The organism is Bacillus paranthracis (assembly GCF_001883995.1).
GTDB classification, from domain to species: Bacteria; Bacillota; Bacilli; order Bacillales; family Bacillaceae_G; genus Bacillus_A; species Bacillus_A paranthracis.
Genome location: NZ_MACE01000081.1, coordinates 1 through 13,092 on the forward strand (window position 1 = coordinate 1; position 13,092 = coordinate 13,092).

At 33.7% G+C, this 13,092-nt stretch carries 19 protein-coding genes; 3 read left to right on the forward strand and 16 right to left on the reverse strand.

The window, feature by feature from the left end; genetic code table 11:
• From BAQ46_RS26290 to BAQ46_RS26315, 6 genes are all read right to left on the reverse strand, one after another.
• Positions 1–762 (reverse strand): T7SS effector LXG polymorphic toxin (locus BAQ46_RS26290; protein WP_249024569.1); only part of this gene is annotated, 762 nt, incomplete at its 3' end.
• Entirely contained in the window at positions 759–1,121 is a 363-nt protein-coding gene (locus BAQ46_RS26295; protein ID WP_061130393.1) for a DUF3958 family protein, read from the reverse strand. The genes BAQ46_RS26290 and BAQ46_RS26295, both read right to left, overlap by 4 nt.
• A 40-nt stretch (positions 1,122–1,161) precedes the next feature.
• The gene (locus BAQ46_RS26300) at positions 1,162–1,437 is read right to left on the reverse strand and encodes a TIGR04197 family type VII secretion effector (protein ID WP_000503628.1); all 276 of its coding nucleotides are present in this window, start codon (positions 1,435–1,437) and stop codon (positions 1,162–1,164) included.
• Positions 1,438–1,651: 214 nt separating this feature from the next.
• Positions 1,652–1,945, reverse strand: a complete 294-nt coding sequence (locus tag BAQ46_RS26305) for a putative quinol monooxygenase (protein WP_000583810.1) — start codon at positions 1,943–1,945, stop codon at positions 1,652–1,654.
• Positions 1,946–1,983: 38 nt separating this feature from the next.
• Positions 1,984–2,622, reverse strand: a complete 639-nt coding sequence (locus BAQ46_RS26310) for a nitroreductase family protein (protein ID WP_000185385.1) — start codon at positions 2,620–2,622, stop codon at positions 1,984–1,986.
• Positions 2,623–2,640: 18 nt separating this feature from the next.
• Positions 2,641–3,069, reverse strand: coding sequence for a MarR family winged helix-turn-helix transcriptional regulator (locus BAQ46_RS26315; RefSeq protein ID WP_000204161.1), 429 nt, complete (start codon positions 3,067–3,069; stop codon positions 2,641–2,643).
• A gap of 266 nt (positions 3,070–3,335) precedes the next feature.
• On the opposite strand from BAQ46_RS26315, the gene BAQ46_RS26325 reads away from it, so the two are divergent.
• On the forward strand, positions 3,336–5,279 hold the full coding sequence (locus BAQ46_RS26325) for a GTP-binding protein (RefSeq protein ID WP_062921122.1): 1,944 nt from the start codon (positions 3,336–3,338) through the stop codon (positions 5,277–5,279).
• 46 nt (positions 5,280–5,325) lie between these two features.
• Here BAQ46_RS26325 and BAQ46_RS26330 read toward each other — a convergent pair whose 3' ends face one another.
• Together BAQ46_RS26330 and BAQ46_RS26335 are read right to left on the reverse strand one after the other, a co-directional pair.
• Complete coding sequence (locus BAQ46_RS26330) at positions 5,326–5,970, reverse strand: alpha/beta hydrolase (protein ID WP_071743071.1); 645 nt, start codon at positions 5,968–5,970, stop codon at positions 5,326–5,328.
• 21 nt (positions 5,971–5,991) lie between these two features.
• Positions 5,992–6,459 (reverse strand): NUDIX hydrolase, encoded by a 468-nt coding sequence (locus BAQ46_RS26335; protein WP_000366261.1) that lies wholly within the window; start codon positions 6,457–6,459, stop codon positions 5,992–5,994.
• Positions 6,460–6,613: 154 nt separating this feature from the next.
• Between BAQ46_RS26335 and BAQ46_RS31470 the strand changes: the two genes are divergently transcribed.
• The gene (locus BAQ46_RS31470; protein ID WP_001992524.1) at positions 6,614–6,745 is read left to right on the forward strand and encodes a hypothetical protein; all 132 of its coding nucleotides are present in this window, start codon (positions 6,614–6,616) and stop codon (positions 6,743–6,745) included.
• A 78-nt stretch (positions 6,746–6,823) separates the two neighbouring features.
• Here BAQ46_RS31470 and BAQ46_RS26340 read toward each other — a convergent pair whose 3' ends face one another.
• The 4 genes from BAQ46_RS26340 to BAQ46_RS26355 are packed head-to-tail and all read right to left on the reverse strand — an operon-like array spanning position 6,824 to position 9,001.
• On the reverse strand, positions 6,824–7,117 hold the full coding sequence (locus BAQ46_RS26340) for a YfzA family protein (RefSeq protein WP_000768433.1): 294 nt from the start codon (positions 7,115–7,117) through the stop codon (positions 6,824–6,826).
• A 29-nt stretch (positions 7,118–7,146) separates the two neighbouring features.
• Positions 7,147–7,764 carry an ABC-2 transporter permease gene (locus tag BAQ46_RS26345; RefSeq protein ID WP_000933347.1) on the reverse strand — a complete coding sequence of 206 codons (618 nt, stop codon included), beginning with the start codon at positions 7,762–7,764 and terminating at the stop codon, positions 7,147–7,149.
• On the reverse strand, positions 7,752–8,624 hold the full coding sequence (locus BAQ46_RS26350; protein WP_071743073.1) for an ABC transporter ATP-binding protein: 873 nt from the start codon (positions 8,622–8,624) through the stop codon (positions 7,752–7,754). The genes BAQ46_RS26345 and BAQ46_RS26350 overlap by 13 nt, the downstream gene beginning before the upstream one ends.
• A complete protein-coding gene (locus tag BAQ46_RS26355) occupies positions 8,612–9,001 on the reverse strand; it encodes a GntR family transcriptional regulator (RefSeq protein WP_001167463.1) in 390 nt (129 codons plus the stop codon). The genes BAQ46_RS26350 and BAQ46_RS26355 overlap by 13 nt, the downstream gene beginning before the upstream one ends.
• A gap of 199 nt (positions 9,002–9,200) precedes the next feature.
• On the opposite strand from BAQ46_RS26355, the gene BAQ46_RS26360 reads away from it, so the two are divergent.
• Entirely contained in the window at positions 9,201–9,398 is a 198-nt protein-coding gene (locus BAQ46_RS26360) for a hypothetical protein (RefSeq protein WP_071743074.1), read from the forward strand.
• Positions 9,399–9,459: 61 nt separating this feature from the next.
• Here BAQ46_RS26360 and BAQ46_RS26365 read toward each other — a convergent pair whose 3' ends face one another.
• The 4 genes from BAQ46_RS26365 to BAQ46_RS26380 all read right to left on the reverse strand — a co-directional run bounded on the left by BAQ46_RS26365 (position 9,460) and on the right by BAQ46_RS26380 (position 13,090).
• On the reverse strand, positions 9,460–9,891 hold the full coding sequence (locus BAQ46_RS26365; RefSeq protein WP_000265813.1) for an SMI1/KNR4 family protein: 432 nt from the start codon (positions 9,889–9,891) through the stop codon (positions 9,460–9,462).
• A gap of 54 nt (positions 9,892–9,945) precedes the next feature.
• On the reverse strand, positions 9,946–10,971 hold the full coding sequence (locus BAQ46_RS26370) for an SDR family oxidoreductase (protein ID WP_062921118.1): 1,026 nt from the start codon (positions 10,969–10,971) through the stop codon (positions 9,946–9,948).
• A 185-nt stretch (positions 10,972–11,156) separates the two neighbouring features.
• Positions 11,157–11,828 (reverse strand): ABC transporter ATP-binding protein, encoded by a 672-nt coding sequence (locus BAQ46_RS26375; protein WP_000522868.1) that lies wholly within the window; start codon positions 11,826–11,828, stop codon positions 11,157–11,159.
• A complete protein-coding gene (locus tag BAQ46_RS26380) occupies positions 11,828–13,090 on the reverse strand; it encodes an ABC transporter permease (RefSeq protein WP_071743076.1) in 1,263 nt (420 codons plus the stop codon). The genes BAQ46_RS26375 and BAQ46_RS26380 overlap by 1 nt, the downstream gene beginning before the upstream one ends.
• Between the last annotated feature and the right edge of the window lie 2 nt (positions 13,091–13,092).

Below are 13,092 nucleotides of genomic sequence, written 5' to 3' on the forward strand. Positions count from 1 at the left end.
TTGAAAAAATTCGATAACTCCATGCAAAAATGTTTGCGCATAAATGGCTGTTTTTTCATGCCATGATCTATTATCTTCCTGCTCTTGTAAGTTCATTTCTTGTTTTTGCAAAGTAATTTCTTTCATCTCGTTTTTTCGAGCTGTTTCTTCTATAATCCCCTGAATCGAACTCACCCAATCCATATTCAACCGTTGTGTACTAAACGTACCACTCACAGGACTAAATCCTTTCCCGCTTTGCACTTCAGCGAGTCCGGCTGTGATGCTAGCTGCTAATTGGAGGGCGGTGCTGTAGTTGTTGCTGGATGAATGATTGAATTCATATAGACGCTCTAGTTTTTCTTCTAGTTTTTTTCTCATTGCAATTAAGACTGCAATAATTGCGTCTACTCCAGGCATTGGTGTAAGTACTTCGATTGCTTCTATACTTGCAATGGATTGATTGATTTCTTGTATTTGTTGTCTTATTTCATGTTCGATAACATCTGTTGAAGCAACTTTTGCTTGGAAATCGTTTGGGAATGCTTCGTTTTGGCGAATTAATTCTTCACATAAGCATATAATCCCTTGCGCTAATGGCCGAAATGTTTGGACAAGGTAGGCTTTTGCACTACTGTATGTTTGTCCTTGTAATACTGTGTCTATCGCAAAGGCATCAATAGATTGAATGGCTTGTTCCATACTTTGAATCGTAGCATTACATATAGCGTTCATACTTTGAGTTTGACTTTGTACTTCTCCCAAATACATGTTTAAACTCATGTATTGACCTCCCTTTGTAGTTGCTGCTGTTCATAGGAAAGGTCGTTTTCTTTCTCACTGAGATGCCGTTTTTCTTTAAGCAACGTCTCTTTTTCGTTTTCTAATTCGAATGTAAGTTTTCTTTCATACTGTCCGATCTCTTGCCGCATATTCGTAAAAAGGTGAAATGCATCTTTGTCACCATACCAAGTTTCTAGTATTCGGTTAAATAAACGATTATTTCTATTTTTCCATTCATGAAAACTAACCTCAGCTCGTTCTTGATTTTGCAGCGCGATTCGGTTTTCATTTTGTTCTTCAAATATAATTCGTAATTTTTGATTACATTGACTGATTCTCGTTTCAATTTCTTGACTCATCTTTTCTCCCTACCTTTTCCCCTTTACGTAGGTTGTTACATTATTGAAAAGTCTTTTGAAGTCCGGTATCCATTTTCTCAAATTCATTTGCTACGGAATGGATATTATCAATTGTTTGTTGAAAAGCAACGCAAAATTGTTTCGTGATCTGTAAATTTTGTTGATTTGCTTCTTGTGCTTTGAAGTTCACAGATAGTGTCGTACGCGTTGCCTTATTTATAGAGCGACTAGTAGCACTTTGCATTCTATCTGAAGCATTTCTCATTTTCGTTGCAAGTTGCGTTGCTCTATGCAAATTACTTTGAAATTCTCCCATCACTTACTCCCCTCTACCTTATATTTTCAAGAAAATTATACCATGGAAAAATATTCTAATAAACCGAATGTTCGAATTTAATAAACAATTAACCACTGTTCCTGAGGATACGAGCAACACTTACCTATCAATATAACTGGATCCAAAGTGGATTCTACTTATACAAAAAAAAGATGACCTCAGCCATTCGCTAAAGTCATCTTTTTCTACCTTATTATTTCACTAACTCTCCATTATAAGCTTTTATATCAAGAGGAGCAGTTAAATACTGTTTTGCTTTGCTAACGAAAGATGTGAAGTGTTCACTCGTATTATGACTCGCAACCGCTACTTCATCTTTCCATACTTCTACCATCGTATACACATTTTCTTTTTCTGTATCTTTATATAAATCATAAGACACATTTCCACTTTCTTCTCTTGAACTATGAATTAGCGGATGAATTTCTTCTAAAAATGATTGTTGTTTCGCTGGATCTACTTGAAATATTGCGTGAATAATAATCATGGTGTTTCCCCTCTCATATTTCACTTATTTCTTTAAAATTACTTCCACTCTGCAACTTTTTCAATTGGAAGACGTACTGATTGGTAACCACTGTCAGCCGCTTTTCCGACTGAAATTAACATAACTGGTACGTAACGTTCTTTATCTAATCCGAACGCTTCAGCGATTTGGTCTTTTTCAAAACCACCAATTGGACAAGTATCATAACCGTGAGCACGAGCTGCTAGCATAAATTGCATTGCTACAAGACCACCATCAATAAGTACAGTATCTTTCATTACTTCTGGTGTAACCATTGAGAAGTAAGCTGAAAGTTTTTTCATCTGGTCTTCTTTTACTTCTGCTGGCATGAAACCGCGCTCTACTGCTGTACCGTAAATTTCTTCTGCGTTATCAAAGTTGTTTAAATCACCAAATAAAGCGATCATTGCTGAAGATGTTTCTACTTGAGATTGATTGAATTTCGCAAGTGGCGCAAGTGTTGCTTTCGCTTCGTCACTTTCAATCACTACGAATCTCCATGGTTGCATATTTACTGAAGATGGTGCAAGTGTTGCTTCTGTAAGAATTTCTGTCATTTCTTCTTTGCTAATTTTCACTGAAGGGTCGTACTTACGAATTGAACGACGTCCTGTTAAAATTTCGTTAAAATCATTTGTTTTTACTGAGTTAGTCATAGCTGTATTCTCCCTTTTTTAAAGTTCTTTTATATTTTCTTGAATGTGAATTAACATATTTAAAAGATTATCGCGTTCTTCCTCACTTAATCCTTTAAATGCAGATGCTGCAAAACGTTCTTTTTCCTCTTGAAACGCCTGAATTTTATTTCGTCCCTCTTCAGTAAGAGAAACTAACGTAATTCTGTTATCGTCTGGATTTTTACGTCTTACAATCATTTCATTAGCCTCAAGCTGCTTTAAATGCCTCGTAATCGCCGCATTATCAATGTTCACTTCTTGCTGAAGTGCTTTTTGACTAATTTCACCTACTTCAAATAACTGAAGTATAAGCTCTAAACGAGATTGGCTCATACCCGTACACCCTTCAAACTTCGAACTTACTTCCTTGTTTAGAAAGTGTAATTTATATAAAATAATCGCTTCTTTTGAGCATGAACTTGTCAAATTACCCCTCCTTTACATCCAATTTTAAAAATCATTTGATATATCAATAGTTGATACGTCAATTAATATAATCTATATCGATTTAGAATGCAAGCATTTTGTTTTCATTTTATTTTTTCCAAATTAAGGCGCTTTGTAGCGTTACAAAAAATGTAAATTACATTATAATAGTAATAATTTAAATGACTGGAGAGTGATTGTAATGCGGCAATACACAAATAGAAATGAGGAAATGAAAATGGAAAATGAAATGAGGATATTGATATATGACAACAATAAATATAGGGATTGTCGCGCACGTAGACGCTGGCAAGACGAGTTTGACTGAACGTATTCTTTATGAAACGAATGTGATTAAAGAAATTGGCCGAGTTGATGGCGGAAGTACGCAAACAGACTCAATGGAATTAGAAAGGCAGCGCGGAATTACGATTAAAGCATCCGTCGTTTCTTTCTTTATTGATGACTTAAAAGTAAATGTCATCGATACACCGGGACACGCTGATTTTATCGCTGAAGTGGAGCGATCATTCCGCGTTTTAGACGGTGCAATCTTAGTTATTTCTGCCGTTGAAGGTGTGCAAGCACAAACGAAGATTTTAATGCGAACGTTACAGAAACTAAACATACCGACTATTTTATTTGTAAATAAAATTGATCGTCGTGGTGCAAATAGTGAAAAAGTTGTAAAGCAAATAAAAACGATTCTTTCAAATGAAGCATTCCCCTTTTACTCTGTCCTAAACGAAGGAACAAAGGAAGCTCGTATTATTGAATATAAATCATATGATGATTGTATAGAACGATTAGCACCATATAATGAATCGTTACTTGAGTCATATGTAAATAACGAAATCGTAACGGACACAATGTTAAGAGAAGAACTCATTAAACAAATAGCGCAAGCAAATGTGTATCCGATTTTCTTCGGTTCCGCAATGACGGGTATAGGAGTATCTGAACTACTTGAAAATATTTCAACCTTACTTCCAGCTAATAATCTGTCTCAAGACGAAAAATTGTCCGGTATTGTTTTTAAAATTGAACGTGAACCTTCTGGAGAAAAGATTGCATATGTAAGAGTTTTTTCTGGTAACTTACACGTTAGAAAATATGTTGATATACAGCGCGATCAGTCTCTACCACATAAGGAAAAGATTAAAAAAATGTGCATGTTTCATAATGGAGATGCTGTTCAAACTTCTACCGTTCCTAGCGGAGAATTTTGCAAAGTGTGGGGACTAAGTGATATTAAAATTGGTGATATTATCGGTGCACGGACTGATTATATAAAAGATATTCACTTTGCCGAACCACAAATGGAAGCTGCCATCGATGCAGTACCTAAAGAACGAATTCATGATTTATACGCTGCTCTTATGGAACTATGTGAAGAAGATCCACTCATTAAAGTGTGGAAAGATGATGTTCATAATGAACTATACATTCGCCTTTTCGGTCAAGTACAAAAAGAAGTAATTGAAACGACTCTTTTTGAGAAATATAATTTGCAGGTTACTTTTTCAAATACGCGAGTTGTATGTATTGAGAAGCCAATTGGCATTGGGATTTCCGTTGAAGTAATGGGCGAAAAAACGAATCCATTTTACGCAACAGTTGGATTCAAAGTCGAACGTGGTGAACTTAATTCTGGCATAACATATAAATTAGGCGTTGAACTTGGCTCACTACCTTTAGCATTTCATAAAGCGATTGAAGATACTGTATTTCAAACGTTAAAACAAGGTTTATACGGTTGGGAAGTTACGGATATTTCTGTCACGTTAACGCATACAGGTTATGCAAGCCCTGTTACAACAGCGAGTGACTTTAGAAACGTAACGCCACTCGTTTTAATGGATGCTTTAAAGAAAGCTGAAACATATGTATATGAACCAGTAAATGCGTTTGAATTAACTGTACCGGAGCAGGCAATTAGTACCGCAATGTATAAGCTCGCTGCTATTCCAGCAACTTTTAGCGAGCCGATATTCAATAATGACTCATACCATTTAACAGGATCGTTACCTGTTGCGAAAACAGAGAATTTTCAGCGAATGCTTCATTCATTCACTGAAGGAGAAGGCATATTTACAACGAAGCCAGCTGGTTTCACAAAACTGAAACCTCCCTTCCCTACTCGAAAACGTGTTGATTATAATCCGCTGAACCGGAAAGATTATTTGCTTCATGTGTTGAAGGCTTATTAAAATAAAAGAGGTGCAATTCGCACCTCTTTTTGCATGTATTGATAAGTTAGTTTTCCCTAACAATTTCTTTAAGTTTTTCTATTACTTTCGCTATCGCTTCAATTGAATTCTCTGTTTCAAATCCTCCAACATTTAAAGAATGGTTTGCGTTTTTGATGGCATCGATTTTCAAATTCGTTTTATATAACTGATCAATTTGATTTGCATTATAATGGTGATCTTTATCCCCAATAACTAAAAGCCCTTCGTGACTACTATGTAAAATAGATTCAAAAATAGATTCAAAAGTTAGTAAAGGTGTAAGTACTATCATTTTCGACTTTAAAAAATTGTCTCTTCTCATTAAATCATTTGCAATCGGAATTGTTCCGAGTGACTTCCCTAAAAACATCGTCTCGTTGTATTGCTCATCTTTTAATACTTCATTCATTATAGGATTAATATCATTCATCATTACTTTCGTTAGTTCTTCTATTGGTTTATTCATTACCTGTTCGTCGTAAGAGTAATGAATATGTACAACATCAATTTGATGTTCAAGCATAAGCATCGTCGCGTAATAAAATAACGGCTTATCGTAATTATATCCTGAACCTGAGAACATAAAGCAAACCGTACTGGAACCTTTTTCGATATGTGTGTAACGAATTACTTTGTCATTTATATGTACCTCTTTTTTAGTCCCCTTCATCGTTTCTCCCTCCGAATACATTTACTTTTGTAGTACGATATGTTCTGTGTGAACTGATACATCCTTTACTTTCTCTTTTATAAATGCAGGCTGTAAGTTATATGTATGCAGTTCTTCTACTGGCACCCATCTAAACAAATACGTTCTACCCTCTTCTTCCAAAATATATTGATCCGCTCCATTTGCAGGTAATTCATGTAGCTCTACTTCATAATAAAAACTAATCTCATGAAACTTTCGCTCAGAAAGTGTAAAGAAATTTTCTACTGACCATATTAATCTTTTCCTTTTAATAGGAACACCTATCTCTTCCGCAAGCTCTCGTTTTAATGCATCTTCTCTATTTTCTAGCATTTTCACTCTACCGCCTGGTACGTACCAAAAATCTTCACTGTCACCTTGCAGAATAAGTATTTTATTATCATGTTTACAAATTGCTCCGCCGCGGTAGTTAAAACATGTTTTCTCAACTTTGAACGTAAGATCCACAACGATTGTCCCCTATACTTCATTTAAAAATCGCTATAAAACTATTATGTATGTATCGTACAAATAAGATTACTAAATTTTTCTAGTTCGTTCAATAATTTTCGAACTTTCCAAAAATTATACACATCATTTGTCATCACAAGTATAAATACATATGTCACAATTACTGCGCACACTTTGGAAGCAGTATGGGGGACGAATGCATCTATCTCTATCAATATACAAAATTGAAGAATCAAATAATTTTCAAGAAATCATTGTAAAAGATAAAGTGAAACATCAATAAGTGGAGTTTTTATCTTTTTCCTGTTGTTTTTAAATATAGTTAAGACATTATTAAAAAGACGCAAGGTCAACTTATGTGCTAATTAATTCTTTTTCTAGAAAAAGCGTCTTTTATTGCACTTGTTACTACATTTAGGAATAATAAAATAGCCATAACTGCCGTTAGTACATTAAATTGCTTTGTTTTATAAGGAGCGAACCATTCCGTAAAGAACTCTGAATTAACGAGACGATCCCCAACTCCTCCTTCCTTGAAGTTCGGTATCCACGAATTCATGTCAAGGATGATAAAAATTAGTTGCATAACGAAAAATGCTCCAATAGTTTTCAGCCAATTTCGTATTCGACTAGGACGCTCTTTTTTTAATTTCATTTAAACCATCCTCCTTTTAGAACTTGCTATTAAAGAGCCTTGTTCTGATAGATACGAATAGATAATATCCATGAAACCCCATAGCACCCCACTGCTATGACAGCAAATAAAAGAAATAATTTCAAATCTGAAATCTCTTTTAAAAAGGTCAGTACGCCATTAGCATATTTATTTAATAAATATGGAGTATTTTTCATTAAATATATAACTCCAATAGATAAAAATATAAAAACTGGTACAAGTGTTTTCACTTTAAATGCAACAAAAAATGGGATGTAAAATGCTGTTATCAGCATGACTGCCAAGAAGCCTAGTATGTAACTTTCTATGGAAAGTTGAAATTCCATGCTGTCTAAAATGAAATATTTTCCAACTAAACAAAATGGGATGATTACTATTGTAAAAAGTAAAGTTCCAACGTATTTTGAACTTATAATTTCCTTCCTAGTATACGGTAATGAGTTTACTAAAATATTAGCATTATCTTTATCATCAGATTGATATGTGTTAATTACAAAAACGGCACTACAAATGATTATGACATATGCTACATCCATGCCGGCCCACAAATAGGTAACTAGAAATAAGAGATAAGCAGGCAAGAAAGTTTTTTGTAAAATCAAATCCTTTTTAATTAAATTAAGCATCTTGAATCCCTCTTTTTCATGAAATACATAATATCCTCTAAACTCGGTTTTTCAATCACCACATCCTTATCAAATAAATTTTCGATAGAATGTGCATTTTCAATCAATCCCTCGAAACCTGTATTTGCCTTACGTACAGAAATAAATTCACGCTCAGTATCAAACTTTAACAAATCTAGTGGTCCTTTGACTAAAACATAATCCTCTGCAATGGCATAAATATCTTTTGTGAAAATATGCTTCCCATTTTGAATAAATGTAATATAATCGGCAATGCGGTCTAAATCCGTTGTAATATGTGATGAGAAAAAGATAGTTTTCTCTCCATCCTGCATAATATTTTGTAGAACATCCAATAATTCTCTTCTGAATACAGGATCAAGTCCAGATGTAGGTTCATCCATAATAATTAGTTCAGCATGATGTGAAAGGGCAATTGCGAGAGAGGCTTTCATTTTCATTCCTTTGGAGAATGTTTTCATTTTTTTGTTTAATGGTAATTCGAACAGCTCTTTATAATATGTAAATTGGTTAAAATCCCATTTTTTATAAGCAGGTGCAATAATTTTAGTAATTTCCTTTAATGTGAGTTCATCATAAAACACATTATCGTCATAAACGAAGCCAATTCTTTCTTTAATTCGTTTCGCATCAGTCGAATAGTTCATGCCAAATAAGGAGACGTTTCCACTATCCGGGTTTATTAGATTCATAATCATTTTAATTGTTGTAGATTTACCTGATCCATTTCCTCCAATAAAACCCGTAACAAATCCTTTTTTTACTTCCATCGAAAAATTGTTTATTTGAAACCCTTTAAAAGATTTACTGACATTTTGAAGTTCTATTACGTTTTCCAAGAGTTTTCCTCCTCGTATAAAATTGTAAGCATTTCTTTTAGCTCATTTAAAGAAACATCCATTTGCTTAGCATTTTGAATCGCTTCACATAACTTTTCTTCAACTGTTTTTAATTTTTCTTCTTTCATAGTTTCAATGTTTTGTTCTGCTACAAAGGACCCTCTTCCGACAATTGAATTAATAAAACCGTCTTTTTCCAGTTCTTCATATGCTCTTTTCGTTGTAATAATACTTACTCGTAAATCTTTTGCTAACTGACGCATTGAAGGAAGAGCATCTCCTTGTTTTAAATCACCTAGTAAAATAAGCTTTTTTATTTGGGCACTAATTTGTTCATAAATAGGTTCCTTTGAAGTGTTCGTAATAGTGATTTGCATGCAAATACCTCTTTTTAAAAATATTGTATATATACTTTATATACAATATATACTATCGTACATTGTAAATCAACAGAAAATTTCCAAAATATAGTCGCAAACACAATCTAATAATAAATGTAATTCATACAACTTATTTTTACGGGTCTTCCTCGTATTTGCTCGATTTTGAGGTGGATGGATGTCTTACTGCTATCTAATGTGGTATAAAGACTACGTTGTGTTTTACGGAGAAATTGGCACAGTTGGTATTGTGAAAGCAAAAGAGTTTGAAACAGAAGAACATTCTGAGGAAGTTGATATCAAGTTAGACTGGTATGAAGATGACGAGGAAGGATTGAAAAAGATGTTTCCTATGCTATGGGAAATGTATGGAGAAAAACCGATTGAGTGGTAGATTTATATACGAAAAACGCCTTGTTTCTTTATTAACAAGGCATTTTTTCTTGATACTATGTTTAAATTGTTATCTTTCCACTCTCCCACCACACCATAAAAATCTTTAAAGAAGGCGCAACCCACGTTCTGCTATCATTTTCATGATTCCATACATATATATCATCTCTTTGCACGATTCCGTTCAAAATAGAATAACCAAACAAATCACCATTTCCGCCATCAGCAAAAAATAATAAACAGTCAAAAGGCATATATAAATCCTTGAAATCAACTATATTTCTCATATTTATATTTTCAGTTTTAATTTTTGAAGCAGACCATATAAAGTCCCCGTATTCACCTTCTACACCGTTTGTTTCCTGTAATAATTGATGTAAATCATTCGGCAACTCCACATGTAAACAGTTTTGTATATCAGTTAGTTCATCCGTCATAGCTGGTTGTTTCAAACTTAAGTTTGGTGAGATACTGTGAATGGTGTTTTTCCACATCACCTTTTCTCCTCCTTATGTGCAATCAAGTATATTCAAAGAGCTCATCTAAATTTATTGATACCACTTTTCTAACAACTCTTTCTCCCTCTCGCCTGAAATACCTGCTTTTAATTCCCATTCGTCCACACTCTTCATCCACTCATACACGTCTGTAACTGTATGTTCTAACCTTTTAAAAGTAAGCCCTTCTTTCACAGCACTATCTATACTAATAGAAAAACCACCTTTCCACGGCTTCGTTTCACCTTCTAATGAAAAAGTTTCTGGAATCCATAAAGGCATCTCTGTCCAAGGCTGCACATTATGTTCACTCATAAACGATTCGTCTACCCAAACGAATTCAGCATCACTATACGTAATCTTTTTACACGTATTTAATAGTTCTTCCATCGTCAAATCATAATTTGGACCTGTTACATTGAATATACCTGCATTTTTGTTTTCTGCCATGTTTAGTCCCCAATTTGCGACGTCTTTTATATCAACTATCTGCACTGGACGGTCTTTTCTTCCTGGAACTAACACCTTATCTCCTTTTGCTACACGCTGAATCCAATATGGAAGCCGATCTGTATAATCAAACATTCCTGAAAGAAGTCCTGCTCTTACGTGTAAAACACGCCGAGGCCAATACTTCTCTGCTTCTTTTTCACATAATACTTTCAGCGCACCGTAATACTCATAAGGAGATATTTCACCATTTTCTACAGCCTTTATTTGCTCACCCGTCGGTTCAGGTTGTAATATATAGTCTTCTTTTATATGATGCGGAATCCAATCTTTATATACGGAAAGGCTTGAGATGAATATATAGTGTTCAATATTATCTTTAAGTACTTCTCCAACATTTCTTATGTGATGTGGAGAAAATCCACATGTATCTATGACAACGTCCCATTTACGATTTTCTAAACTTGATACATCACCATTTCTGTCACCGATAAGCTGCTCCACTTCAGGAAAAATTTCTTTGTTTGTTCCGCGGTTAAATGATGTAACTTCATGCCCTCTCTGTAAAGCCTCTTCTACAAAAGCTCTCCCTAAAAAACGTGTACCACCTAGTATTAAAATTTTCATGGTTCTCCCCCATTCATCATTGAAAAATCCTTTCTTTTGTTAAACGAATTTCAGTCGTAAAAAGTTACGGTGGATTTGTTATTTAACTTTAATTCTAGAAACAAAAATAGAATCCATTTTGAAAAATCAATCAACATGGATTCTTAAATAAAAAGCAATTTTTTTGATGTATCTTAGTTTAATTGTTAACTCTGCACAATTTCCCCATCAACTAACTCAATAATTCTATTACACTTATTCGCTACTTCCATATCATGCGTTACAATAATAATTGTTCGTCCTTCTTCATTCAATTGTAATAGCAAATTCATAATTTCTTCTCCTGTTTTTCTATCTAAATTTCCGGTCGGTTCATCTGCCAATATTAATTCTGGTTCACCTACTAACGCTCTTGCAATTGCGACGCGCTGCTGTTGTCCACCTGATAGCTCGTCGGGTGTTTTATACATATGTTCTTTTAAACCTACTTTTTCTAAATAGAACTTCGCCTTATTTTCTCTTTCTCGTTGCTTTAGCTTTCTATATGTGAGTGGTAGCACTACATTATCCAGTACAGTATGTTCTTTTAACAATGCAAAATATTGAAAAATAAATCCGATCATTTCATTTCTTGTTTTATGAACTTTATTTGCTCTAATTTCAGTTAATGATTTTCCATTTAACGTATATTCACCCTCATTTGGCATATCAATTAACCCGATAACATTTAGTAATGTACTCTTCCCTGAGCCTGATCGCCCCATTACCGCTATAATTTCGCCCTTATATATCGTTAAATTTATACCGTTTAACGCGAACGTATTGTGATTCTTATTACTATACACCTTCTTAATATCTTTTAGTTCAATTAACCCCATTATTCCATCCCACCTATTAATGTTTTCGGTTCAAGCTTTCTAATAAACAAGAAGACAGTTACATTCGAGACAATGATAATCAATAATAAGAAAAGAAATACTAAAAACAATATAGGCATATCCAATTTAAAGTCTAATACCGTTGCTTCCTTTAAATCCTTCGACATTTGTAATAGAACCCCATACCTCCATGAAAAGTAAGCTATTGACATTCCTAAGCCAGTTATTGCTACAATAATGTTCTCTAAAACAATTTGAATAAACATACCAAATTTACTTTCGCCAAAAGCTATTTTTATACCAAATTCCCGCTTTCTCATCAAGATAGAAACAATGGTCGTTACTACAATTCCGACAATCGAGAATACAATGAATAAGATTCCTACTATAAGTTGAGGTATTTCAGAATAGCCGTTAAGAGTAACATCTTCATTTATTTCATCACCTAAACTTTTCAAATGAAACGTACCGCCGTTTCCTTTAAGTTGAATTGATTCTTCTAGTTTCTTTACATCTGCACCTTTTTGTAAATATAAAACTGTACTTTGATGCAGTCTTAAAAACATTGCTTCATATTTTTCAAATCTATCAAATGACATAGGCATTATCATTGCGTAATCCAACTTCAAATATGTGTTCGTCGTATTATTATTTACGATAAATTTATTTTCTGGCAAAAACCCTGTAATTGTATATTGATTATTAATTGTATCCCCAACTTGAAAATATTTCTTAAAGTAAGAACCCATTAAAACTTTTGTTTTTTCTTCACTATTTTTTTGAAAGTCATCATAGGAGAAACCTTCTTCAGGTTTTAAAGGTAAATGTAACATTTTATAGTAATTTTCATCTACAAAAATTGTTTTAATAGTAGGTCTTTCGTCGTGAAACGTTTTATGTTTCAAATCCGTAATCATACTGTTTTGAAATGGTCTATTACTTGACTCTATTTCAATAACTCGCTCCTCGTATGTACCATACGAAATCACATCTTTATTTTGATGAATTGTATTATAAACCGCTTGAATTTTCTCTTTATTAAATTGATTGCTTTGTAATCTATCTGTCGTCATTTCAAAAGTAACTAAATATGTTTTATCCCCATTTAATACCGAGCTGGATTTATCGTTTAGGTAGTTTAAATTATAAAACACATTAATTGAACTCGTTATAGTTGCTAATCCAAATGTAATCTGTATTAGAAGAAGTACGGAAAATAGAAACCTCTTTTTTAATGCTATGAACGCACTTTTTATTCTCATCG

What these genes read in the sequence shown, in the direction of transcription:
- BAQ46_RS26365 (WP_000265813.1), bottom strand. Translation starts at nt 9,891, where the DNA reads ATGTGGAAAAACACCATTCACAGTATCTCACCAAACTTAAGTTTGAAA.
- BAQ46_RS26360 (WP_071743074.1), top strand. Translation starts at nt 9,201, where the DNA reads ATGTGGTATAAAGACTACGTTGTGTTTTACGGAGAAATTGGCACAGTT.
- BAQ46_RS26330 (WP_071743071.1), bottom strand. Translation starts at nt 5,970, where the DNA reads ATGAAGGGGACTAAAAAAGAGGTACATATAAATGACAAAGTAATTCGT.
- BAQ46_RS26295 (WP_061130393.1), bottom strand. Translation starts at nt 1,121, where the DNA reads ATGAGTCAAGAAATTGAAACGAGAATCAGTCAATGTAATCAAAAATTA.
- BAQ46_RS31470 (WP_001992524.1), top strand. Translation starts at nt 6,614, where the DNA reads ATGTCACAATTACTGCGCACACTTTGGAAGCAGTATGGGGGACGAATG.
- BAQ46_RS26380 (WP_071743076.1), bottom strand. Translation starts at nt 13,090, where the DNA reads ATGAGAATAAAAAGTGCGTTCATAGCATTAAAAAAGAGGTTTCTATTT.
- BAQ46_RS26340 (WP_000768433.1), bottom strand. Translation starts at nt 7,117, where the DNA reads ATGAAATTAAAAAAAGAGCGTCCTAGTCGAATACGAAATTGGCTGAAA.
- BAQ46_RS26325 (WP_062921122.1), top strand. Translation starts at nt 3,336, where the DNA reads ATGACAACAATAAATATAGGGATTGTCGCGCACGTAGACGCTGGCAAG.
- BAQ46_RS26375 (WP_000522868.1), bottom strand. Translation starts at nt 11,828, where the DNA reads ATGGGGTTAATTGAACTAAAAGATATTAAGAAGGTGTATAGTAATAAG.
- BAQ46_RS26310 (WP_000185385.1), bottom strand. Translation starts at nt 2,622, where the DNA reads ATGACTAACTCAGTAAAAACAAATGATTTTAACGAAATTTTAACAGGA.
- BAQ46_RS26300 (WP_000503628.1), bottom strand. Translation starts at nt 1,437, where the DNA reads ATGGGAGAATTTCAAAGTAATTTGCATAGAGCAACGCAACTTGCAACG.
- BAQ46_RS26305 (WP_000583810.1), bottom strand. Translation starts at nt 1,945, where the DNA reads ATGATTATTATTCACGCAATATTTCAAGTAGATCCAGCGAAACAACAA.
- BAQ46_RS26370 (WP_062921118.1), bottom strand. Translation starts at nt 10,971, where the DNA reads ATGAAAATTTTAATACTAGGTGGTACACGTTTTTTAGGGAGAGCTTTT.
- BAQ46_RS26345 (WP_000933347.1), bottom strand. Translation starts at nt 7,764, where the DNA reads ATGCTTAATTTAATTAAAAAGGATTTGATTTTACAAAAAACTTTCTTG.
- BAQ46_RS26355 (WP_001167463.1), bottom strand. Translation starts at nt 9,001, where the DNA reads ATGCAAATCACTATTACGAACACTTCAAAGGAACCTATTTATGAACAA.